The organism is Micromonospora sp. AP08 (assembly GCF_008085935.1).
GTDB lineage: Bacteria > Actinomycetota > Actinomycetes > Mycobacteriales > Micromonosporaceae > Micromonospora > Micromonospora chersina.
This window is the reverse complement of the sequence record NZ_VSEZ01000008.1, coordinates 295226-318511: the sequence shown is the minus strand read 5'-3', so window position 1 is coordinate 318511 and position 23286 is coordinate 295226. Positions and strand designations below refer to the sequence as shown.

Annotated in this window: 18 protein-coding genes; 12 read left to right on the top strand and 6 right to left on the bottom strand. The window is 73.9% G+C overall.

The window, feature by feature from the left end:
* Positions 1-568: 568 nt before the first annotated feature.
* Positions 569-2275, bottom strand: a complete 1707-nt coding sequence (locus tag FXF50_RS16755; protein ID WP_148428838.1) for a beta-N-acetylhexosaminidase — start codon at positions 2273-2275, stop codon at positions 569-571.
* A 308-nt stretch (positions 2276-2583) separates the two neighbouring features.
* Between FXF50_RS16755 and ppdK the strand changes: the two genes are divergently transcribed.
* The 10 genes from ppdK (at position 2584) to FXF50_RS16705 (ending at position 14272) form a co-directional block, all read left to right on the top strand.
* Positions 2584-5292, top strand: coding sequence for a pyruvate, phosphate dikinase (gene ppdK / locus FXF50_RS16750; protein WP_148428836.1), 2709 nt, complete (start codon positions 2584-2586; stop codon positions 5290-5292).
* 126 nt (positions 5293-5418) lie between these two features.
* Positions 5419-5772, top strand: a complete 354-nt coding sequence (locus FXF50_RS16745) for a VOC family protein (protein WP_148428834.1) — start codon at positions 5419-5421, stop codon at positions 5770-5772.
* Positions 5769-7004 (top strand): deoxyguanosinetriphosphate triphosphohydrolase, encoded by a 1236-nt coding sequence (locus FXF50_RS16740; protein ID WP_148428832.1) that lies wholly within the window; start codon positions 5769-5771, stop codon positions 7002-7004. Before FXF50_RS16745 ends, FXF50_RS16740 begins: the two co-directional genes overlap by 4 nt.
* 64 nt (positions 7005-7068) lie before the next feature.
* On the top strand, positions 7069-7908 hold the full coding sequence (locus FXF50_RS16735) for a siderophore-interacting protein (protein WP_148428830.1): 840 nt from the start codon (positions 7069-7071) through the stop codon (positions 7906-7908).
* A gap of 77 nt (positions 7909-7985) precedes the next feature.
* Positions 7986-9620, top strand: a complete 1635-nt coding sequence (locus tag FXF50_RS16730) for a BCCT family transporter (RefSeq protein ID WP_148428828.1) — start codon at positions 7986-7988, stop codon at positions 9618-9620.
* Between the two features lie 67 nt (positions 9621-9687).
* Positions 9688-10662: an ABC transporter ATP-binding protein gene (locus tag FXF50_RS16725; RefSeq protein WP_148428826.1), complete on the top strand. Its 975-nt coding sequence runs from the start codon at positions 9688-9690 to the stop codon at positions 10660-10662.
* Complete coding sequence (locus FXF50_RS16720) at positions 10659-11510, top strand: ABC transporter permease (RefSeq protein WP_148428824.1); 852 nt, start codon at positions 10659-10661, stop codon at positions 11508-11510. Before FXF50_RS16725 ends, FXF50_RS16720 begins: the two co-directional genes overlap by 4 nt.
* A gap of 10 nt (positions 11511-11520) precedes the next feature.
* Complete coding sequence (locus FXF50_RS16715) at positions 11521-11772, top strand: helix-turn-helix transcriptional regulator (RefSeq protein WP_148428822.1); 252 nt, start codon at positions 11521-11523, stop codon at positions 11770-11772.
* Between the two features lie 70 nt (positions 11773-11842).
* The gene (gene dnaG, locus FXF50_RS16710) at positions 11843-13735 is read left to right on the top strand and encodes a DNA primase (RefSeq protein WP_148428820.1); all 1893 of its coding nucleotides are present in this window, start codon (positions 11843-11845) and stop codon (positions 13733-13735) included.
* Positions 13736-14272, top strand: coding sequence for a hypothetical protein (locus FXF50_RS16705; RefSeq protein WP_148428818.1), 537 nt, complete (start codon positions 13736-13738; stop codon positions 14270-14272). It abuts the gene before it with no gap.
* 4 nt (positions 14273-14276) lie between these two features.
* On the opposite strand, the gene FXF50_RS16700 is transcribed toward FXF50_RS16705, so the two are convergent.
* The 5 genes from FXF50_RS16700 to FXF50_RS16680 form a co-directional block, all read right to left on the bottom strand.
* Positions 14277-15245 (bottom strand): TAXI family TRAP transporter solute-binding subunit, encoded by a 969-nt coding sequence (locus FXF50_RS16700; protein WP_148428816.1) that lies wholly within the window; start codon positions 15243-15245, stop codon positions 14277-14279.
* Positions 15242-15634 carry a roadblock/LC7 domain-containing protein gene (locus tag FXF50_RS16695; RefSeq protein WP_148428814.1) on the bottom strand — a complete coding sequence of 131 codons (393 nt, stop codon included), beginning with the start codon at positions 15632-15634 and terminating at the stop codon, positions 15242-15244. The genes FXF50_RS16700 and FXF50_RS16695 overlap by 4 nt, the downstream gene beginning before the upstream one ends.
* Positions 15631-18111: a sensor histidine kinase gene (locus tag FXF50_RS16690; RefSeq protein WP_148428812.1), complete on the bottom strand. Its 2481-nt coding sequence runs from the start codon at positions 18109-18111 to the stop codon at positions 15631-15633. The genes FXF50_RS16695 and FXF50_RS16690 overlap by 4 nt, the downstream gene beginning before the upstream one ends.
* A 63-nt stretch (positions 18112-18174) precedes the next feature.
* Positions 18175-19194 carry a TAXI family TRAP transporter solute-binding subunit gene (locus FXF50_RS16685; protein WP_148428810.1) on the bottom strand — a complete coding sequence of 340 codons (1020 nt, stop codon included), beginning with the start codon at positions 19192-19194 and terminating at the stop codon, positions 18175-18177.
* Positions 19191-21314 carry a TRAP transporter permease gene (locus FXF50_RS16680; protein WP_370464117.1) on the bottom strand — a complete coding sequence of 708 codons (2124 nt, stop codon included), beginning with the start codon at positions 21312-21314 and terminating at the stop codon, positions 19191-19193. Before FXF50_RS16680 ends, FXF50_RS16685 begins: the two co-directional genes overlap by 4 nt.
* Positions 21315-21739: 425 nt before the next feature.
* Between FXF50_RS16680 and FXF50_RS16675 the strand changes: the two genes are divergently transcribed.
* Both FXF50_RS16675 and FXF50_RS16670 read left to right on the top strand, forming a co-directional pair.
* On the top strand, positions 21740-22672 hold the full coding sequence (locus tag FXF50_RS16675; RefSeq protein ID WP_148428805.1) for an ABC transporter ATP-binding protein: 933 nt from the start codon (positions 21740-21742) through the stop codon (positions 22670-22672).
* Between the two features lie 98 nt (positions 22673-22770).
* On the top strand, positions 22771-23184 hold the full coding sequence (locus tag FXF50_RS16670; protein WP_222866062.1) for a carboxymuconolactone decarboxylase family protein: 414 nt from the start codon (positions 22771-22773) through the stop codon (positions 23182-23184).
* The last annotated feature ends 102 nt before the right edge of the window (positions 23185-23286 follow it).

Below are 23286 nucleotides of genomic sequence, written 5' to 3'. Positions count from 1 at the left end.
GATCGGTACGCATGATGAGTGCCTCTCTGTCGGGGGTACGGCACACACGCACAGGGGGTGTACGGGTGCCGGTGCAGAAGTCTTCGGGAGATGCCCGGCGATCAGGGGGTGACCTGCTCGGGCGGTCCGGGGGTGTAACCGTCGGAGCGGGGAGCTGATTCCCTCGCCCTGGTCCGACGTCCCGGGGATGTAACGACCGGGGCGGGGAGGCCATTCCCTCGGCCGCTCCGGCGGACCCCTGGTGCGTGGTCCGGGTGGTGTAACGACCGGTGGGGGCCGGTCATTCCGACCGGCGGCCTCGCTCGGGGGCGGGTCCCGCGCGGTCTGCCATGTTCAACGACCCCGCCCCCGGCATGATTCCGCCCCGACGGTGGCGCCGACCACCCGTCAGACCTGCCGATACCGGACACCCGGCGCAACCTGGTGGGCGGGAAACCGGACACCGACCCCAGGCTGCGCAAGCGGCGGGTGGGTGCCCGGACGGGACTGCGGTGAGTGGAACGGTATGGGTGTCTCGCGGGGGCGGAGACACCCATGGCGTTCCACTGACGCCCGGTGGGCTGTCGCTCTAGTGCGTGTCGGCGGTCGAGTCGTCCGTGCGCTGGGTGGGGACGATGGGCGCCGCGGGCCAGGGGACGTCGGGAGAGGGGTGGAAGGTGATGCCGGCGGCCGTCCAGCGCGGCCCGTGGCCGGCGAGCCGCTCGCGGAACCCGGCCCAGTCGTGGGTCGACCGGGGCGACCAGCCCAGCTCGGCGACGGCGGGCAGCCGGGGGAAGAGCATGAACTCCACCTCGGCCAGGGTGGTGACCGACTCGGTCCAGAGCGGCGCCTCCACACCCAGCACCGCCTCGGCCGGTACGCCGGTGAGGTGCGAGCCCGGATCCCAGTCGTACGCCCGGTGCACGTCGATGAGGCCGGCCCAGTCGTGCCCGATCGGGGTGTCGGCGGTGTACTTCATGTCCAGGTAGACCCGGTTGCCGGGGGAGAGGATGAGGCGGGCGCCCCGGCGTACCGCCTCGGCGGTCTCCGGGTCGTCGCCGTTGGTGCCCCACCACTGGAGCGCCCGCCCGTCGACGTGCCCGGCCGGGGCGAGCTGGTGCCAGCCCACCACGGTCTTCCCGGTCGCCGCGACGATCGTCTGGGCCCGCTCGACGAAGGCGCGGTAGGTGTCGGCCGGCACCTTGAACGCCTCGTCGCCGCCGAGGTGCAGCCAGGGGCCGGGGGTCAGGGCGGCCACCTCGCCGACCACGTCGGCGACGAAGGCGTACGTCCGTTCGTCGGCGGGGTCGACGTAGCTGAAGCCGACCTCGGTGCCGGTGTACGGCGGCGGCGGGACCTTGCCGGGCGCCAGCTCCGGGTAGGCGACCAGGGCCGCGTTGGTGTGCCCCGGCAGGTCGATCTCCGGCACCACGGTGACGTGCCGGCGGGCCGCGTACGCGACGATGCGCCGGTAGTCGGCCTGGGTGTAGAAGCCCCCGGTGCCACCGCCCACCTCGGTCACCCCGCCGACCTCGGCGAGGCGGGGCCAGGAGTCGACGGCGATCCGCCAGCCCTGGTCGTCGGTGAGGTGCAGGTGCAGGTGGTTGAGCTTGTACCGGGCGAGGTGGTCGACGACGCGGAGCACGTCCTCGACCGGGAAGAAGTGGCGGGCCACGTCGAGCATGGCGCCCCGGTAGGGGAAGCGCGGCCGGTCGATGATGCTGCCGCCGGGCACGGCCCAGCGCTCGGCGGCCGGGGCGGCGCCGTCGATGGCGGCGGGGAAAAGCTGCCGCACCGTCTGCGCGCCGTGGAACAGACCCGCCGCGGTGGCGGCCGTGATCCGCACGGCGGCGGGGGTCACGTCCAGGCGGTAGCCCTCGTCACCCAGCCCGCCCGGGTCAGCCGCGTCGACCCCGCCGGCCGGCTCGGTGAGGGGTGCCGCGGACAACGTCAGCACGAGCGGGCCGTCGGCCGGGAGCGGGCCGTCGGTGATCGGCAGCGGGAAGCCGGTGGCGGGGCGCAGCCATTCGGCGAGCTGCTCGGCGACGTCCCGGCCGGCCGGGCTGACCCGGATCGCGGCGTCCGCGGTCAGCGTGAAGTCGGCTGCCGGGTCGGGGAGCACCCGCTCGGGGGCGGGCACCACGTCGCCGAGGCGGACCGGCGCGGGCGGGGCGAGCAGGTCGCCGGCCCGCCGGGCGGCGGTGCGGGCCAGCTCGGCGGCGGCCGGCTGGCGGCCGGGGAGGCGGTCGAGCGGTTCGGGCCCGCTCTCGGTGGGGGCGGCGGGGGTGGTCGGCACGGCGACGCCTCCGGGGTGTATTTGCGCGGGATATGGCAAAGGTCAGGTCCAGCAAAACCAGTGCCGTCAAGAGTACGAGGGGAATCGGAATTGCGTGATCGTGCGCGTGGAAGCGTTCCCAAAAACCGGTACGGACGCGGATAGTGGTGACCGTTGTGCCGAAAGTCACCGAACGGTCCCAGGCCACTCGAAGTTCGCTTAACCTTCGCCCACCGATCGCTGACGCGCCGGGATTACCGGTGGTCGCTCCCGGGGTATGTCCGAACTGAACCTTCGTTAAGTGTCAATGGCGCGCGTGGGAGGCTCTGGTGGCAGCGCAAGAGACGGTCGAGCACAAGTACGTCTACGACTTCGCCGAGGGCAACAAGGACCTCAAGGACCTGCTCGGCGGCAAGGGGGCCAACCTGGCCGAGATGACCAATCTCGGCCTGCCGGTCCCGCCCGGCTTCACCATCACCACCGAGGCCTGCAAGGCGTACCTGACGACCGGTCGGGAGCCGGACGGGCTGGCCGCCCAGATCGAGGCGCACCTGGAGTCCCTGGAGCGGGAGATGGGCCGCAAGCTCGGCGACCCGCAGGACCCGCTGCTGGTCTCCGTCCGCTCCGGCGCCAAGTTCTCCATGCCCGGCATGATGGAGACCGTCCTCAACGTCGGCCTCAACGACCGCAGCGTGGTCGGGCTCAGCGCACAGGCCGGGGGGAACGACCGGTTCGCCTGGGACTCCTACCGCCGCCTGATCCAGATGTTCGGCAAGACGGTCTGCGAGGTGCCGGGCGAGGAGTTCGAGCACGCGCTGGACGACGCCAAGCGCGCCAAGGGCACGCAGAACGACCTCGACCTGGACGCCGACGACCTGCGCGGGCTGGTCGACGCGTACAAGAAGATCTTCGCGAAGCACACCGGGCGGGAGTTCCCGCAGGAGCCGCGCGAGCAGCTCGACCTGGCCATCCGCGCGGTCTTCGAGTCGTGGAACGCCGAGCGCGCGGTGGTCTACCGCCGCCAGGAGCGCATCCCGGCCGACCTGGGCACCGCGGTCAACGTGGTGGCCATGGTCTTCGGCAACCTCGGCGCCGACTCGGGCACCGGCGTGGCCTTCACCCGCGACCCGGGCAGCGGCGCGCAGGGCATCTACGGCGACTACCTGGCCAACGCCCAGGGCGAGGACGTCGTTGCCGGCATCCGCAACACCGTGCCGTTGCAGGAGCTGGAGCAGATCGACAAGAAGTCCTACGACGAGCTGCTCGACTACATGGCGCGGCTGGAGGAGCACTACAAGGACCTCTGCGACATCGAGTTCACCATCGAGCGCGGCAAGCTCTGGATGCTCCAGACCCGGGTCGGCAAGCGCACCGCCGCCGCCGCGTTCGTCATCGCCGGCCAGCTCGTCGACGAGGGCCTGATCGACCTGGACGAGGCGCTGCACCGGGTCAACGGCGCCCAGCTCGCCCAGCTCATGTTCCCGCGCTTCCAGCTCGACCACGAGTTCCAGCCGGTGGCCAAGGGCATCGGCGCCTCGCCCGGCGCCGCCTCCGGCAAGGTGGTCTTCACCTCCGCCCGGGCCGTCGAGTTGGCCGCCGAGGGGGAGTCGGTGATCCTGGTCCGCCGGGAGACCAACCCGGACGACCTCAACGGCATGATCGCCGCCAAGGGCATCCTCACCTCGCGCGGCGGCAAGACGAGCCACGCCGCCGTGGTGGCCCGGGGCATGGGCAAGACCTGTGTCTCCGGCGCGGACGAGCTGGACGTCAACGTGCCGGCGAAGAAGTTCACCGTGGCGGGGCAGACCGTGAACGAGGGCGACATCGTCTCGATCGACGGCACCACCGGCAAGGTCTACCTCGGCGAGGTGCCGGTCATGCCGTCCGAGGTCGTGCAGTACTTCGAGGGCGAACTGGACCCGGAGCAGGCCGACGACGCGCTGGTCAAGGCCGTACACCGGATCATGACGCACGCCGACGAGAAGCGGCGGCTGCAGGTCCGGACGAACGCCGACACGGGCGCCGACGCGGCCCGGGCGCGGCGGTTCGGGGCCCAGGGCATCGGCCTGTGCCGCACCGAGCACATGTTCCTCGGCGACCGCCGGGAGCTGGTCGAGCGGCTGATCCTCGCGTCCACCGACGAGGAGCGGGAGGCGGCCCTCGCCGCCCTGCTGCCGCTCCAGCGGGAGGACTTCATCGACATCTTCCGCGAGATGGACGGCCTGCCGGTCACCGTGCGGCTGATCGACCCGCCGCTGCACGAGTTCCTGCCCCCGCTGGAGCAGCTCGCGGTCAACGTGGCGGTCGCCCAGGAGCGCGGCGAGGACGTGGCCAAGGAGGAGGCGCTGCTCGCCGCCGTCCGGCGGATGCACGAGGAGAACCCCATGCTGGGCCTGCGCGGCGTGCGGCTCGGCCTGGTCATCCCCGGCCTCTTCGCCATGCAGGTCCGCGCGATCGCCGAGGCCGCCGTCGAGGTCACCCGGTCCGGCGGGTCGGCCTGCCCGGAGATCATGGTCCCGCTGGTCGGCGCGGTCCAAGAGCTGGAGACGGTACGCGCGGAGGCCGAGAAGATCATCGCCGAGGTGGTCGGGGACAGCGGCGTCGAGGTGCTGATCGGCACCATGATCGAGGTGCCGCGGGCGGCGCTGACCGCCGGGCAGATCGCCGAGGCCGCGCAGTTCTTCTCCTTCGGCACCAACGATCTCACCCAGATGGGCTGGGGCTTCTCCCGCGACGACGTCGAGGGCGCCTTCTTCTGGCGCTACCTGGAGCTGGGCATCTTCGGCATCTCGCCGTTCGAGTCGATCGACCGGGAGGGCGTCGGCCGGCTGGTCCGGATCGCCGCCGAGGAGGGCCGGGCGGCCCGGCCGGGACTGAAGCTCGGCGTCTGCGGCGAGCACGGCGGCGACCCCGACTCGGTGCACTTCTTCCACGAGGTCGGTCTCGACTACGTCTCCTGCTCGCCGTTCCGGGTGCCGGTCGCCCGGCTGGAGGCGGGCCGCGCAGCCATCACCACCACCGGCTCCGACTCCCGCTGACCGTGTGACGCATCCGGGGCCGCCGACGCTCAGGTCGGTGGCCCCGCTTGCGTCTAGGCGCGCCATTCCGGCCCGCCGGGCGTAACCTGGGCTCCCGCGTACGTGTCGATCAGGAAGGGTGGCCGCATGACCAGCGTCTGGGAGAACCTGACGGTCGACGCCCAGGACCCGTCCCGGCTCGCCCACTGGTGGGCGGAGGCGCTCGGCTACCAGGTGATCAGCGACAAGCCGGACGAGGTGGAGATCCGCCGCACGCCCGACACGCTGCCCGGCATCGTCTTCGTCCCGGTCAGCGGCCCCAAGGAGGGCAAGAACCGGCTGCACATCGACCTGCGCCCGACCGACCTGGAGGCGGAGGTGGAGCGCCTGGTCGACATGGGCGCCCGGCACGTCGACATCGGGCAGGGCGAGGTGGAGTGGACCGTCCTGTCCGACCCGGAGGGCAACGAGTTCTGCGTCCTCCGGCAGCGGAACGATTGACCGGCGCTGACGACGCGGCGCGCCTGGTCACCGAGGCGCCCAAGGACACCGGGTACGGGCGGTCGCCGTACGAGCGGGACCGGGCCCGGGTGCTGCACTCGGTGGCGTTCCGGCGGCTCGCCGCCAAGACCCAGGTGCACACCGCGGGCACCGACGACTTCCTGCGTACCCGGCTGACCCACTCGCTGGAGGTCGCGCAGATCGCCCGCGAGATGGGCGCACGGCTGGGCTGCGACCCGGACGTGGTGGACACCGCGGGGCTGGCGCACGACCTCGGCCACCCGCCCTTCGGGCACAACGGCGAGGAGGCCCTGGACACGCTCGCCGCCGACTGCGGGGGCTTCGAGGGCAACGCGCAGACGCTGCGGGTGCTCACCCGGCTGGAGGCCAAGGTGCTCGCCCCGGACGGCCGCTCCGCCGGGCTGAACCTCACCCGGGCCTCCCTCGACGCGGTCGGCAAGTACCCGTGGGAGCGCCGCCCCGGCCGGCGCAAGTTCGGGGTGTACGCCGACGACCGCCCGGTCTTCGCCTGGCTGCGCGAGGGCGCCCCGCCGGGGGACCGGCGCTGCCTGGAGGCGCAGGTGATGGACTGGGCCGACGACGTGGCGTACTCGGTGCACGACGTCGAGGACGGCATCCACGGCGGCTACGTGAGCCTGCGCCCGCTGCTGGTCGACGCCGACGAGCGGCGGGCGCTCTGCGCCGACGTGGCGGCCGCGTACTCCGGGGAGGCTCCCGAGGACCTGGGCGAGGTGCTGGCCGAACTGCTCGCCGACCCGCTGCTCGCCCCGCTCGCCGCGTACGACGGCAGCCACCGGGCCCTCGCGGCGCTGAAGACCACCACGAGCGTGCTCACCGGGCGGTTCGTGTCGACCGTGGTGGCCGCCACCCAGGAGCGGCACGGGCCCGGCCCGCACCGCCGGTACGCCGCCGACCTCGTGGTGCCGCGCCGGATCCGGGCCCAGTGCGCGCTGCTCAAGGGCATCGCCCTGCGCTACGTGATGCGCCGTCCGGGCGCCGGCCCCCGGTACGCCCAGCAGCAGGAGATGCTCGCCGACCTGGTCGCCGCCCTGCTCGACCGGGCCCCGGAGGCGCTCGACCCGGTGTTCGCGCCGCTGTGGCGGGCCGCCCCGGACGACGCGGCCCGGCTGCGCGTGGTGGTCGACCAGGTGGCCTCGCTCACCGACCCGGCCGCCCTGGCCTGGCACGGCCGGCTTGCGGCGGGCCGCTGACCTGCGGGTCCGCAGTCGGACCGCCCGGTGGGGGCGATCAGCGACTTAGGCTAGCCTAAGCAGCATGACGGAGCAGCGCCCCAAGAAGCTCACCGCCGCCACGGTCGTGCGGACCGAGCGGCCCACCCCGCACCTGATCCGGCTCGTGCTCGGCGGTGCGGAGCTGACCGGCCTGCCGGTGGGCGCCTACACCGACCACTACGTGAAGTTCGTCTTCCCGCCGGACGGGGTGCGCTACCCGCACCCGACCGACCTGGCCACCATCAAGCGCGAGTTCCCGGCGCAGCAGTGGCCGCGGCTGCGGGCGTACACGGTGCGGGCCTGGGACGCGGCGGCCGGCGAGCTGACCGTGGACGTGGTGCACCACGGCGACGAGGGGCTGGCCGGGCCGTGGGCGGCCGGGCTGCGTCCCGGCGACCGGGTGCTGTTCACCGGCCCCGGCGGGGCGTACGCCCCGGACCCGAAGGCCGACTGGCACCTGCTGGCCGGGGACGAGAGCGCGCTGCCGGCGATCGCCGCCGCGCTGGAGCGCCTGCCCGCCGGGGCGCCCGCCAAGGTGTACGTCGAGGTGGACGGGCCCGCCGACGAGCTGCCGCTGGCCAGCGCGGGCGCGGTCGAGCTGCGCTGGCTGCACCGCGCCGGCCGCCCGGTGGGCGAGCCGCTGGTCGAGGCGCTGCGGGCGCTGGAGTTCCCGGCCGGCCGGGTGCACGCCTTCGTGCACGGCGAGGCCACCGCGGTGAAGGAGCTGCGCCGGCTGCTGCGGGTCGAGCGCGGTGTGCCGCGGGGTGACCTGTCCATCTCGGGTTACTGGCGCCGGGGCATGGACGACGAGGGCTGGCGTTCCACCAAGGCGGCCTGGAACGCGCAGGTCGAGGCCGAGGAGTCGGCCGTCCTTCCCGTCTGATCGAATCCCCGGCACCGGGCCCGGGGATCCTGGTCGTTCGGCCCCCGCGGGGTGACCCACCCGCTGAGGATGGGGCCATGGCGGAGCAGGTGCGGCCGGACCGGCCGGCGGAGCGGACCGACCGGCTGGTGCTCGGGCTGGGCGTGGCCGGCGTGCTCGCGGTGGTGGGCTGGGGGATCTTCGGCCGCGCCTCCCTGGCGGCGTTCGGCAAGTCCGGGCTGTCCTGGGTGATCAGCACCTTCGGCTGGTTCTTCGTGGTGGCCGCGGACGCCTTCCTGGTGCTGTCCGTGGTGCTCGCGGCATCCCGGTTCGGCCGGATCCGGCTCGGCGCCGACGACGACGAGCCGGAGTTCAGCACGCTGGCCTGGGTGTCCATGATGTTCAGCACCGGCATGGGCATCGGCCTGGTCTTCTACGCCGTCGCCGAGCCGATCCAGCACTACGCCGCGCCGCCACCGGCCGCCGGGGTGCAGCCGCAGACCGGGCCGGCCGCCGCGACGGCCATGCAGTACACGCTGTTCCACTGGACCCTGCACCCGTGGGGCATCTACGCCGTCGCGGCGCTGGCCCTGGCGTACTCGACCTTTCGCAAGGGGCGCGGCAGCCGGATCTCGGCGGCGTTCGCGCCGCTGCTCGGCGCCCGGGCGTACGGGCCGGCCGGGCAGGCCATCGACCTGCTGGCGGTCTTCGCCACCGTGTTCGGCTCGGCGACCAGCCTCGGACTCGGCGCGCTCCAGGTGGCGGCCGGCCTGGACAGCGCCACCGGCGTGCCGGACAGCACGGCGGTCGAGCTGGTGGTGATCGCCGCGCTGACCGCCGCGTTCGTGGTCTCCGCGTTCACCGGGCTGCACAAGGGGATCAAGTGGCTCTCGACCAGCAACGTGGTGCTGGCCGTGGCCCTGATGGTCTTCGTCTTCGTGGCCGGCCCGACCATCTACACGCTGGAGGTGCTGCCCGCCTCGGTCGGTGACTACCTCAGCCACCTGGTGGTCATGTCCACCCGGACCGGGGCCTTCACCGATCCGGCCTGGCTGGGCTCGTGGACCATCTTCTACTGGGCCTGGTGGATCTCCTGGGCGCCGTTCGTCGGCATCTTCATCGCCCGGATCTCGCGCGGGCGCACGGTCCGCGAGTTCGTCACCGGGGTGCTGCTGGTGCCCAGCGCGGCCAGCGTCGTCTGGTTCGCGATCATGGGGGGCACCGCGCTGCGGGTGCAGCGTACCGGCACCCGCGACCTGGTGGCCGACGTCGGGGCGAGCGCCGAGAACGCGCTCTTCGGGCTGCTGCACGCGCTGCCCCTGGCCACGGTCACCACGGCGCTGGCGGCGGTGCTGGTGGCGCTCTTCTTCGTCACCGGCGCCGACTCGGCCGCCCTGGTGCTCGGTTCGCTGAGTTCCCGGGGCGCGCTGCGGCCACACCGGGGGGTGGTGGTGCTCTGGGGCGTCCTCATCGGGGCGGTCGCCGCGGCGCTGCTGCTGGCCGGTGGCCTGGCCGCGTTGCAGCAGGCCACCATCCTCGTGGCGCTGCCGTTCGTGGTGGTCATGCTGGGCCTCGCGGTGTCCCTCGTGCGGGAGATGGCCGTCGACCCGGCGGTGCGGCCGCGGCCCGGCCTGCGCCGGTCCGGCCTGGCCGCCGCGGTGCGCGCCGCCCGGTCGTACGAGGAGGAGAACCCGCCACCGGTGACCCGCTGGTTCCACCGGCCCGGACGCTGACCCGGTCCGCTCCCCGACAGAAAGCGGGTATACCTCAGGTTGTAGTAGAGATGCTACATTCTGCGGCATGACTGCGGTCGAACTGCCGGGCGCCGCCACGGCTCCCCACCCACCCGACGAGGACCTGGTCCTCGACGTACGCGACCTGCGCATGCGGTACGGCACCGTCGACGTGCTGCACGGGGTCGACCTCACCGCCCGGCGCGGCGAGGTGCTCGCCCTGCTCGGCCCCAACGGCGCCGGCAAGACCACCACCATCGAGATCCTGGAGGGCTTCCGGCTGCGCTCGGCCGGGTCGGTCCGGGTGCTCGGCGTCGACCCGGGCCGGGGCGACGAGCGCTGGCGCGCCCGCATCGGCGTGGTGCTCCAGTCCTGGCGCGACCACGGCAAGTGGCGGGTCCGGGACCTGCTGGCCCACCTCGGCGACTTCTACGCGCCGTACGCCACCGACCGGATTCCCCGGCCCTGGCCGACCGACGACCTGCTGGACACGGTGGGCCTCACCGCGCACGCCGGCAAGCGGGTGCACCAGCTCTCCGGCGGCCAGCGCCGCCGGCTCGACGTGGCCGTCGGCATCGTGGGCCGCCCGGAGCTGCTCTTCCTGGACGAGCCGACGGTCGGCTTCGACCCGGCCGCCCGGCGCGAGTTCCACGAGCTGGTGCACCGCCTGGCCGACCTGGACGAGACCACCATCCTGCTCACCACGCACGACCTGGACGAGGCCGAGAAGTTGGCCGACCGGATCCTCATCCTGGCCGGCGGCCGGATCATCGCCGACGGGTCACCCGACGAGCTGTCCCGCCGGGTCGCCGGCGACGCGGAGATCCGCTGGACCCGGGACGGCGAGCGCTTCGTGCACGCCACGGCCGACGCCACCGGCTTCCTGCGCGACCTGCTCCGCGAGCACGGCGACCGGGTGCAGGAGCTGGAGGTCCGCCGGGCCAGCCTGGAGGACGCCTACATCACGCTGGTCCACGAGGAGGAGTCCGGGCTGCGGGCCGGCCGGGCCGCCCGGGTCTGGCAGCAGGGGAGCGAGCGATGAACCCGACCGTGACGGCCGTCCGGGCCGGTGTCCGGCGCGGCATGATCGAGCTGCGCAACACCTTCACCAACGCGCAGGACCTCTGGAACTACTTCTTCCCGACGGCGGTCCTGCTGGTCGCCATGTTCTTCATGCGCGGCTCCACGGTGCCCGGCACCGACTTCTCCCTCGGCGCCCGGGCGCTGCCCAGCACCATCGGCATGGGGCTGATCTTCGGCGGGCTGCTCGGCCTGTCCCAGCAGCTCATCGTCGACCGGGAGGACGGCACCCTGCTGCGGGCCAAGGCGACGCCGAACGGGATGCTCGGCTACCTCATCGGGAAGATCGTGCTGATCTCGGCGGTGTCGCTGATCGGGGTGGTGCTCCAGCTCACGCCGGGGCTGTTCTTCCTGGACGGGATCCGGCTCGGCGACCCCGGCGCCTGGCTCACCCTGGCCTGGGTGGTGCCGCTCGGGTTGGTGGCGACGCTCCCGCTGGGCGCCGTGGTCGGCTCGCTGATCGAGAATCCCCGGAACATGGGCCTCGTGGTGCTGCCGATCTTCGGCCTCATCGCGCTCTCCGGCATCTTCTACCCGATCAACGGCCTGCCCGGCTGGCTCCAGGGCGTCGCCCAGGTCTTCCCGGTCTACTGGCTAGGGTTGGGCATGCGCTCGGCGCTGCGCCCCGCCGACCTGGCGGCGGTCGAGCTGGGCGGCTCCTGGCGCCACCTGGAGACCCTCGGCGTGCTCGGTGCGTGGGCGGTGCTCGGGCTGGTGCTGGCCCCGGTGGTGCTGCGCCGGATGGCCCGGCGGGAGTCCGGCTCGCGGGTGGCGGCCCGGCGGGAACGGGCCATGCAGCGGGTCGGATGAGAGGGCGCCGATGAGCGAGACCGTGCACAACCGGATCGCCGTGCTGCGCGCCGAACGGGGGGTCTCCCGGCGGCAGCTCGCCGACGCGCTGGGCGTGCACTACCAGACGGTCGGCTACCTGGAGCGGGGCGAGTTCCGGCCCAGCCTGCACCTGGCGCTGCGGATCGCCGCGTACTTCGAGGTGCCGGTCGAGGTGGTCTTCTCCATCGAGCCGTTCCCCCGGATCGGGGACGCCGCCACGGGGGCCGGCCGCTCGGCGTGACCCGGGGGCGGGCGGCGTCCGCCACACGCCCGTCCCCCCGACCGCCGGATCGTCGGTCCGGCAGGGCAGGATGTACGCCGAGGAGGTGGCGGAGATGGCGGGGCGGATCCGGGACGAGGACATCGCGCTGGTCCGCGAGCGCACCTCCATCGCCGAGGTCATCTCGGACACGGTGACGCTCAAGTCGGCCGGCGGCGGCAACCTCAAGGGCCTCTGCCCGTTCCACGACGAGAAGAGTCCCTCGTTCAACGTCTCGCCGGCCCGCAACGTCTGGTACTGCTTCGGCTGCGGGGCCGGGGGCGACGCGATCAAGTTCCTCATGGACGCCGAGCACCTGAGCTTCGTCGAGTCCGTCGAGCGGCTCGCCGCCCGCGCCGGCATCCAGCTGCGCTACGTCGAGGACGACCGCTCGGCCCCGCGCCCCCGCCCCCAGCAGGGGCAGCGGCAGCGCCTGGTGGCCGCGCACGCCGCCGCGGTCGACTTCTACCGCGCCCAGCTCAGCACGGCCGGCGCCCGGCGGGCCCGGGAGTTCCTCGCCGAGCGGGGCTTCGACCGGGCCGCCGCCGAGCGCTACGGCTGCGGCTTCGCCCCCGACGCCTGGGACCTGCTCACCAAGCACCTGCGCCAGCAGGGCTTCACCCACGACGAGCTGGTCACCGCGGGGCTGTCCCGCCCGTCCCGCTCGGGCAGCCTGATCGACCGGTTCCGGCGCCGGCTGCTCTGGCCGATCCGCGACCTCACCGGCGACGTGATCGGCTTCGGCGCGCGGAAGCTCTTCGACGACGACGACGGCCCGAAATACCTGAACACCCCCGAGACGCCGATCTACAAGAAGTCGCACGTCCTCTACGGCATCGACCAGGCCAAGCGGGAGATCGCCAAGCAGGGCAAGGTGGTGGTGGTCGAGGGCTACACCGACGTGATGGCCTGCCACTTGGCCGGCGTGCCCACCGCCGTGGCGACCTGCGGCACGGCGTTCGGCGCCGACCACATCGGGGTGCTGCGCCGGCTGCTCATGGACACCGACGCGGTGGCCGGCGAGATCATCTTCACCTTCGACGGCGACGCCGCCGGCCAGAAGGCCGCCCTGCGCGCGTTCGAGGACGACCAGCGCTTCGTCGGGCGCACGTTCATCGCGGTCAGCCCCGACAACATGGACCCGTGCGAGCTGCGCCTGGCCAAGGGCGATCTGGCGGTCCGCGACCTGGTCGCCCGCCGCGAGCCGCTCGTCGACTTCGCGCTCCGCCACGTGATCAACCGGTACGACCTGGACACCGTCGACGGCCGGGTGGAGGCGATGCGCCGGGCCGCCCCGCTCGTCGCCAAGATCAAGGACCGGGAGAAGCGCCCCGAGTACGTCCGCAAGCTCGCCGGCGACCTCGGCATGGAGATCGAGCCGGTGCAGCGCGCCGTGCTCGCCGCGGCCAACGGCCAGCCCGCCGGGGGGTCCACGGCGCCGGCCCGGCCCGCTCCGGTCACGCCCAGCGTGGACAGTCCGCGCTCGATGGTCGAGCGCGAGGCGCTGAAGCTCGCCCTCCAGGAGCCGGTGCTGGCCGGCCCGATGTTCGACGCGGTCGAGGCGGCCGAATACCGGCACCCCGTGCACGTCGCGGTCCGCGCGGCCATCGCGGCGGCCGGCGGTGCGGCGGCGGCCGCCGGCGGCGCGGTCTGGATCGAGCAGGTCCGCGACGCCTGCGACGACCTGGCCGGCCAGGCGCTCGTCGGCGAACTGGCCGTGGAGCCGCTGCGCATCGACGGCGAGCCCGACCCCCGGTACGTGTCGGTCACCATGGCCCGCCTCCAGTGGGGTTCGGTGACCGGGCGGATCAAGGACCTCAAGTCGAAGATCCAGCGGATCAACCCGGTGAGCAACAAGGACGAGTACTTCGCCCTCTTCGGGGAACTGCTGTCGCTGGAGCAGCACGCGCGGGCGTTGCGCGAGCAGGCCGCCGGAGGGCTGTAGATGGGACTGTTCAGCCGCAAGCCGAAGCTGCCGCCGGCCGACCGGCCGCCGCTGCGCCCCGACGAGCGCGTGCTCGCCTGGGCCGCCGTCGGCAACGGTGAGGGCGACGGCGTGGTGGTGGCCAGCAACCTGGGGCTCTGGCTGCCCGGCCGGGGCGAGCGGATCGGCTGGCACGACGTCCTCAAGGCGGTCTGGTCCGGCCGCGAGCTGACCGTCACCCCCGCCGACCGGGTCGCCGAACGGGACGGCTACCTGGTGGTCGCCGACTGTCCCGCCGAGACCTACCTGCTGCTCGACCCGGGGGAGCTGCCGCACCAGGTGCGCGCCCGGGTCACCCGCTCGGTCGCGTACACGGCGCACCACCCGGTGCCCGGCGGCGCGGGCCGGATCGTCGCCCGCCGGGTCCCCGGCGCGGACGGTCTGACGTGGACGGTGCGGTACGACCCGGGCACGCCCGCCGACGACGAGGCGGTGACCGCCGAGACGGACCGGCTCGTCGCCGCCGCCCGGGCCGCCACCGCCCCCGCGAACCTCTGAGCCGTCAGCCGTTGCGGTAGTAGCGCACGGCGCCCGGGTGCAGCGGGATCGGCTGGCTCGCGGCGGCGCTCTCCCGGGTGAAGTTCGCCGCCTCCGGGTGCACCTTGATCAGCTCGCCCTGCCAGGTGAAGAGCACCCGGGTCAGGTCGTACGCGAGCTGGTCCGGCATGTCCGCGGCCACCAGGATCACGTTCGCCACCGTGATGGTCGGGGTGGGCGCCGGGGTGCCGTAGACATCCTTGGGCAGCACGGCCGTCGTGTAGACCGAGCCGTAGCGGGCGGCCAGCGGCTCGGCCAGGTCGGTGAGCGGGAGCAGCCGGAACACCCCGGGCGCGCTGGAGAGCAGGTCCTTGATGCCCGGGGTGGGCAGGCCGCCGGAGAAGAACATCCCGTCCAGGGTGCCCGCCCGCATCCGTTGCACGGTCTCCGGCAGCGACAGGTTGAGCCGCTGGATGTCCTTGTCGGGGTCGATCCCGCCGGCGGTGAGCAGCCGTCCCGCGATGATGTCGGTGCCGGACCGGGGCGAGCCGGTGGAGATCCGCTTGCCGCGCAGGTCGGCGAAGGTGTCGATCTTCCCGCCGGCCCGGACGATGACGTGGGTGTAGTTGCTGTAGATCCGGGCCAGTGCCCGCACCGGCTGCGGCCGGCCGTCGAACGCGCCCCGGCCGCTGACCGCGTCCGCGGCCGTGTCGGCCAGGCTGAAGGCGATCTCCATGTCGCCGCCGGCCAGCCGGGTGATGTTCTCCACCGAGGCGCCGGTCGGCTCGGCCCGTGCTTCGTAGCCGGGCAGGTGCCGGCTGATGAGGTCGGCGTAGCCGCCGCCGAGCTGGTAGTAGACGCCGGTGGTGTTGCCGGTGGCCAGGAAGATCCGCCCGTCGTGCCAGGCCCGCGGCCCGGTGTCGGCACCGCCGCAGCCCGCCAGCAGGGCGGCCAGCAGGAGCGCCGCGACCAGCCGCAGCGGGCGGCGGGTCACCGGCGGGCCGCCGGTTCCAGCGCCTCGGCCACCCGCTGCACCAGCGTCGCCGTCTCGTAGCCGATCTGGCCCAGGTCGCAGCCGGGCGCGGCGAGCACCCCGAGCAGCGCCCGCTCGCCGACCGCCATCACCAGCATCACCCCGCCGTCCATGTCGACGATCTGCTGGCGTACCCGGCCGGCGGACATCAGCCGGGCCGCGCCGACGGTCAGGCTGGCCAGTCCGCTGATCACCGCGGCGAGCTGGTCGACCTGGTCGGGCGCGAGGTCGGGGGACGCGGCGAGCCGCAGGCCGTCCTCGGACACCGCGAGGGCGTGCGACACGTCCGGCACCTGCTCGGCGAAGTTCGCCAGCAGCCAGTCGAGTCCGGCGGTCACGGGTGAGGTCATGGATTTCTCCCGGTGGGTGTGGTGTTCGGGGCACGGCGCATCGCGCTGGCCACCCCCTCGGCGAGGGCGGACAGGCGGGCGCGCACCACCTCGGGGTCGAGCAGGTCGTCCGCGGGCCGCGGTGGCGGGGCGGTGGTGGGCAGCGGCGCGGGAAGCTGCCCGCCGCGGGTGCGGCGCGGCAGCCCGGCGCCGGTGGTCTGCGGCGCCGCGGGCGGGGCGCTGGCCGGCCGGATCCGGGCGGCGCTCGGCGCCAGCAGGGCGGCGCCGGGCGGGCGTACGGCGGCGACGCCCCGGACGGCGGCGGGCGGCGGCGGTCCGCCGGCCACGGGCCCGGCGGGCGCGCGGTCGCCGGCCTCGACCGCCGTCCCGGGCTGCGGGCCGGGCGGCGGCCGGAACCCCAGGACGGCCGGCTCGGGGGCGGTGGTGACCGGGTGCCGGGCGCCGGTGGCGGGCCGCCGTGTCGCCGGGCCGGTGGCCTTGGGCCGGAACCAGGGGGCGCCGCGGCCGGCCGCCGGGCGGGCCGCGGCGGCCGGCCGCCGGGTCACCGACTCGACCCGGGTCAGGACCGCCTCGGGCACCTCCACCTGGGCGACCGTGCCGCTGCCGGTGTGGTGCAGCTGCACCCGGATCCCGTGCCGGGCGGCCAGGTGCGCCACCACGTGCAGGCCCATGCTGCCGGCGGCGGCGCTGGACAGGGTGGCCGGCGCGGCGAGCCGCTCGTTGATGGTGGCCAGCCGGCTCTCGCTGATGCCGATGCCCTGGTCGTGCACCCGCAGGGTGAGCCCGTCGACGGTGCGCCGCCCGTCGACCAGCACCCGGGCGTCCGGTGGGGAGTAGACGGTGGCGTTCTCCAGCAGTTCGGCCAGCAGGTGCACCAGGTTGCCGGCCGCCGCGCCGTGCACGGCGGCGGTCGGCACGTCGATCTCCACCCGCGGGTAGTCCTCGATCTCGGAGGCGGCCGCCCGGACCACGTCCTCGAGGAGCAGCGCCCCCTCGTGCCCGCGGCCGGGCTCGCCACCGGCGAGCACCAGCAGGTTCTCCCCGTTGCGGCGCAGCCGGGCGGCGAGGTGGTCCAGGGCGAAGAGCCGGGCCAGCGCGTCCGGGTCGGTCTCCTCGCGTTCGAACTCGTCGAGCAGGCGGAGCTGGCGGGTGATCAGCGTGCGGATGCGCCGGGCGAGGGCCTCGGCCATCCGGGTCACGTCGAGCCGCAGCTCGGCCTGCTCGCCGGCGAGCCGCAGCGCGGCCTTGTTGACCGTGTCGAACGCCTCGGCGACCTGGGCCACCTCGTCCCGGTCCCGGCGGATCCCGTCGGTCAGCCGGGTGGCCGTGCCCTCGACCGGCGCGCCCTCGCCCGCGGCGATCGCGGTGATCCGCTCCGGCAGCTCCCGGTTGGCCATGGTGAGCGCCGCGACCCGCAGCCGGCGCAGCCGCCGGCTGGTCCGGACCGCCAGCAGCACGGCGGTGAGCAGCGAGCCGAGCGCCACCGTGCTGGTCGCGCCGGCGGTGAGCAGGGCCCGCTGCCGGGCGATCCGGGCCAGCGCGGCGGCGTCCCGGTCCAGCCCGTCGGACAGTTCCCGGCCGAGCAGGTTGTAGCGGCGGATGGCGCCGCTCTGGGCCACGTACCAGGCGTCGCCGTCGGTCTTCAGCGACTCCGGCGCGCCGTCGGTGTCCAGCACGGCGTCGCGCATCCGCCGCGACGTCTCCACGTCGGCGCCGTCGACCAGCCGGTACCAGGCGGAGCTGGCCGGGCCGGCGGCGATCCGGAGGAACTCGGCCTGGCGCTGCTCCCGGGCGCCCCGGAGCCGGCCCAGCCGGGCCAGCTCGCCCCGGACCAGCGCGCCGCGGACGAACACCCCGCGCAGCAGGTCGCGTTCCAGCGCCGAGAGGTGTTCCTGGGCGGCCACCGCGGCCACCTCCCGCGCCTCGTTGGCCAGGTCGGCGTCGCGCAGCTGGGCGGGCAGCGCGTCGGCCACGGCGAGGAGCGACTCGACGAGCGTCCCGTACGCCGGGTCGCCGCTGTCCCCGCCGAGCGCCAGGTCCCGGGTCGGCGCGAGCTGGCCCAGCCGCCCGTCCGCGTCGTTGAGCACCGGGGTCAGGTCCGGGGCGGCCCGCCGGGCGTCGCCGCTGGCCGCGCGGTAGCGGGCGGCCGCCGCGTCCACCCGGCGCCGCTGCGCGTCGACCAGCGGCCGGCCGGCGGTGCCCCCGCGCTGGCGCAGCGCCGCCGTCTCGCCCAGTTCCCGTTCCAGCTCGTGCACCAGCCGCACGGTGGCGGTGGCGGTGCCGGCGAGCACGCGGGCCCGGTCGGCGTCGGCGGAGGCGTCGAGCGCCGCGTCGGTCTGGGCGGCGCCGAGCACCACCAGGCCGACCGTGGCCACCAGGATGGGTGCGAGCAGTTGCACCCGGACCGAGCGGAGGTGGCCGGTGCGGTCCGCGGGCCGGTGGTGCCGGCGTACGCGGGCGGGGTGGGGCAGCGGCACGGGGGTCTCCCGGTCGAGGTCGGGGCCGGGCCCGGACGGTCGTTCCGGGCCCGGCTCGTCGGGTCAGCTCGCGCCGAGGTCCTTGAGCGCCCGGTCCGCCCCGCGGTGCAGCCCGACGGGGTCGGTCCTGCGGGCGTTGCCCAGGTCGATGCCCTTGGCGGCCGGGTTGGCCTGGGCGAGCGTGTCCTTCTTCTCGAAGACCGTCTTCGTGATCACGCAGGCCACGTCGGCGTCGAGGTTGTCCCGGACCAGCAGCACGTTCGGCACCACGATGGTGGGCACGTCGGCGCCGGTGTTGTAGATGTCCCTGCCGATGGTGCCGGCCTGGTACGCCGGGTTCAGCTCGGCCATCTTCGGCAGCAGCGGGCTGATGTCGAGGAACTTCACCTTGTCGCCGGCCGTGGTGAACAGGTCGGTCACCCCGCCGGTGGGCACGCCGCCGGACCAGAAGAAGCCGTCGATGCTGCCGTCCTTCATCCCGTCGACGGTCTTGGTCAGGTCGAGCCGCTGCGCCTGGATGTCCTTGGCCGGGTCCAGCCCGGCGGCGGTGAGCAGCCGGTTGGCGATGACCTCGGTGCCGGACTTGGGCGACCCGGTGGAGATCTTCCTGCCCTTCATGCCGGCGACCGAGGTGATCCCCGAGTCGGCCCGGACGACCACCTGGGTGTAGTTGTCGTAGATCCGGGCCAGCGCCTTGACCGGCTGCGGGGAGCTGAAGCTGCCCTTGCCCTGGACGGCGTTGACGGCCGTGTCGAAGAGGGAGAACGCCACGTCGTACTGGCCGGCCACGAGCTGCTCGACGTTCTGCACCGACGCGCCGGTCTCGGCGGCCGTGCCGGTGAGCTTGCCTCCGGTGGCCGCGGAGAGCTGGCCGGCCAGCGCGTTGCCGACGGGGTAGTAGACGCCGGTGGCGTTGCCGGTGGCGATGCCGACCCGGGTGTCCTTGGTGACCTTGCAGGTGATCTCGCGGGCGGCGTCGTCCTTGGCCGCGCCGTCCTGACGGCCCCCGCATCCGGCGGCGCCGGCCGCGACCAGGGCCAGCGCCCCGACACCCGCGGCGATCCGCACGTCGATCCGTCTCACTCTTTCTCCTCCCGGTGGTCCACCAATTCAGGGACCGACGGGCCGCCGGCGCGACCGGCGGATCCACGTCGGACGAGCACGCCCGCGACGGCCAGCGCGGCGAGCACCGCGCCGACCGCGACGGGCAGGGGTTCGAGCCAGAGCAGCACCAGCCCGGCGACCGCGCCGAGGATCCGCTCCGGCGTGCCGGCCGGCCCGACGCCCGGCAGCCAGCCGCCGGCCGCCACGGCCAGCACGGTGACACCGAGCGCGGAGACGACGCCGGCCACCGCGATGCGGCCGACCCCGCCGATGCCGAGCAGGCCGAGGCCGGTCGGCGTGATCACGAAGGCGATCGGGATCAGGTACGCGGGCAGCGCGTACCGGAGGGTCTGCCACATGGTCGGCACCAGCCGGCCGCCGGTGACCGCGGCGGCGGCCACCGCGGCGAGCGCGGTCGGCGGGGAGACCTCGGACAGCACCGCGAAGTAGAAGACGAACATGGCCGCGGCGGGGGCGGCGACGCCGAGGTGCAGCAGCGCCGGGCCGATGATCACCCAGCCGATCACGAAGGACGCGGTCACCGGCACGGCCAGCCCGAGCAGGCTGAGCGCGACGGCCGCGAGCAGCGCGGTGAGGGCGAGCACGACGGCCGGCTCGGAGTTGACCGCCTGCGCCCCGCCGACCAGCAGCGCGGCGGCCTGCGGACCGAGGCCGGTCTTGGTGGTGGTGGCCGTGATGATGCCGGCCGCGGCGCAGACCGCGCTCACCGCGAGCACCCCGCGTACGCCGCCACTGAGCGCCTCGACCAGCCGGGCGGGGGTGAGCCGGTGCCGGCGGTCCAGGAAGGACAGCGCGGCGGCCAGCACGGTGGCGATGACCACGGCCCGGGTCGCCGAGGCGCCGGTGGCGAGCACCACGATGATGACGATGAGCGAGAGGAAGTGGTAGCCGAAGCGGGCCAGCAGACGCCCGGCCGAGCCGGTGTCGATGACCACCGGGCGGACCCCGGAGCGCCGGGCGTCGATCTCGACGGAGAGCAGGATGCCCAGGTAGTAGAGGATCGTCGGCACGGTCGCCCAGCCGAGCACCTGGAGGTACGACACGCCCAGGTACTCGGCGATGATGAAGGCCGCGGCGCCCAGCGTGGGCGGGGAGAGGATCGCGCCGACGCCGGCGGCGGCCAGCATGCCGCCGGCCCGCTCGGCCGGGTAGCCGGCGCGGCGCAGGATCGGCCAGGTGACCGCCCCGATGCTGACCGTGGTGGCCGCACCCGAGCCGGAGACCGTGCCGAGCAGGAAACCGGAGGCGACGGCGGTCCGCCCGGCGGCGGTGCGGGAGCGGCGGAAGGCGGCGGCGGAGAGTTCGACGAAGAACCGGCCCGCCCCGGAGAGGTCCAGCACCGCGCCGTAGATGGTGAACAGCATGATGTACGAGGCGGCCACGTCCAGCGGGGTGCCGTAGAAGCCGCTGTCGGAGTTGTAGAAGGCGTCGACCAGTTGCGCGAAGTCGAGCCCGGCGTGGGCCACCGGCCAGGACTGCGGCAGCAGCCCGCCGTAGTAGCCGTAGGCCAGGAAGAGCAGGCAGACGGCGGGGAGGATCCACCCCGTGGTGCGCCGGCACGCCTCCAGCAGCAGGAGCAGCAGCACCGTGCCCAGTGCCACGTCCAGCGGCTCCAGCAGGCCCTGCCGGTCGAGGAACGCGTCGTAGCCGCCACCGCCCGTGCCGACGGTCACCGGCAGCACGGGGTAGAGGCAGGCCAGCAGCGCGGTGACGGCGAGCAGCCAGTCGACCGGGCTGGGGCCGCGCGGCTCCGCCGGCCCGTCGTCCGCGGGCCGCCGGCGCAGCCGCACCCCTGAGGGGTACGCCAGGAAAACCATCGGCAGCACGCCGGCGAGGAAAAAGATGAGGTAGTACTTGCTGCCCTGTGGAAGCGGGAAGAACACCTGCCAAAGGGCGAGCAGGGCGACCGCGACCGTGCCACCGGTGAACAGCAACCCGACCGGTCCGGACAGCACCCGGCCCGGTTTCTCGTCCTCGAATCGGGCCGCCAGTTCCCGGGTGTCGTGGTGCGCTTCCACCGGTCCGTCGTCGGCCCACACCGGGTCGGCGGTGGCGCCCTCGTCCGGCGGGAGCGGCACCGCAACGACGTCCACATCGGACGGCGCGGGCCCCGCCGCCGTGGAGCCGGGCGGCGGGGGAGTTGCGTCGGAGGGGCGAACGGGCGACACGATGGGGCACGATACGCGAATCGTCTACACCATGGAACATTGCCGGGCATGATTGCATTGAGTGACCGGAATGAACGGCTAATCACTCACCGCACGCTGATTCCGAATGGTCTTCACAATTGTTGCGCGAAAAGCGGCAACCATTTTCCCGCATTCGCCTACGCGCGACGGGCATCCGTCCACTATGGCGAGTTAGGTCCGGTTCATCGGCCGCCGGCGGCCGCCACTCGATCCCTCACCTTCCGTAGCTGGTCTTACTCTACGTGTCCGTCCGACTGCGCCCCCCCCCGCGTTAACCGGTCGAGCCTGTCGGACCGGGCGGTTAGGGTCGGCCGGTGACCAGCACGCAACCACTCATCCAGGCGCGAGGGCTGGTGAAGCGGTTCGGCGACTTCACCGCCGTCGACGGCATCGACGTCGAGGTGCGCCCCGGCGAGGCGTTCGGCTTTCTCGGCCCCAACGGCGCCGGCAAGTCCTCCACCATGCGCATGATCGGCTGCATCTCGCCACCCTCCGGCGGGGAACTGCGCATCCTCGGCATGGACCCGGTCCGCGACGGCCCGGCGATCCGGGCCCGGCTGGGGGTCTGCCCGCAGCTCGACAGCCTCGACCCGGAGCTGACCGTCCGCGAAAATCTCACCACCTACGCGCGCTACTTCGGCATCCCGCGCCGGGTGGCCCGCGAGCGGGCCGCCGAGCTGCTCGACTTCGTCCAGCTCGCCGAGCGGGCCGAGAGCAAGGTGGAGCCGCTCTCCGGCGGCATGAAGCGGCGGCTGACCATCGCCCGCGCGCTGGTCAACAACCCCGAGATCGTGCTGCTCGACGAGCCCACCACCGGCCTCGATCCGCAGGCCCGGCACCTGGTCTGGGAGCGGCTGTTCCGGCTCAAGCAGCAGGGCGTCACGCTGGTCCTCACCACGCACTACATGGACGAGGCGGAGCAGCTCTGCGACCGGCTCGTGGTGATGGACGGCGGCCGGATCGTCGCCGAGGGCTCGCCCCGGGCGCTGATCGAGCAGCACTCCACCCGCGAGGTGGTCGAGCTGCGCTTCGCCGCCGAGTCCCAGGAGCCGTTCGCCGGCAAGCTGGGCGGGCTGGGGGAGCGGGTCGAGGTGCTGCCGGATCGCGTCCTGCTCTACGTGGCCGACGGCGACGCCGCGGTGGCCGAGGTGACCGCGCGCGGCCTCGTCCCGGCCGGGGTCCTGGTCCGGCGCAGCAGCCTGGAGGACGTCTTCCTCCACCTCACCGGCCGCACCTTGATCGACTGAGCACTCCACCCGCGATGCGGTCGTTTGTCCGGCACGGCCGTGGGTAACCGCGCTCGGGCGCTGGCCCAGCCGACAGGACGACCGCTCAGAGGTAGGGCATGACCATGACCGGAGACGAGCAGTACGACCGGGGTCTGGAGGCGCTGCGGCAGGCCGACAGCGGCGCCGGGCAGAAACTCCTGGAGGCCCTCGCCGACGTCTCACCGGAGCTCAGCTACCGGTCCGTCGCCTGGTCCTACGGCGACCTCTACGTCCGGCCCGAACTCGCGCGCCGCGACCGCGAGCTGATGTGCCTCGGCATCCTCACCGCCCTTGGCGACGCCGGCACCCAGCTCGAGGTGCACGTCAACGGCGCGCTCAACGCCGGCCTGACGCCGTCGGAGATCGTCGAGGCGCTGTTGCAGGCGGTGGTCTACTGCGGTGTGCCGCGGGCGGTCAACGCCACCCTCGTCGCCAAGAAGGTCTTCGCCGAGCGCAACCTGCTCCCCGTCCACCCCACCCCGGCCGGCTGACCCGGCCCCGGTTCCGCCCTGACGGCCACCCCCGTCGATCAAGAGGTTTGCGCCGTACTTCAAGCGAATCCCGACGCAAACTTCTTGATCAACGCCAGCGGG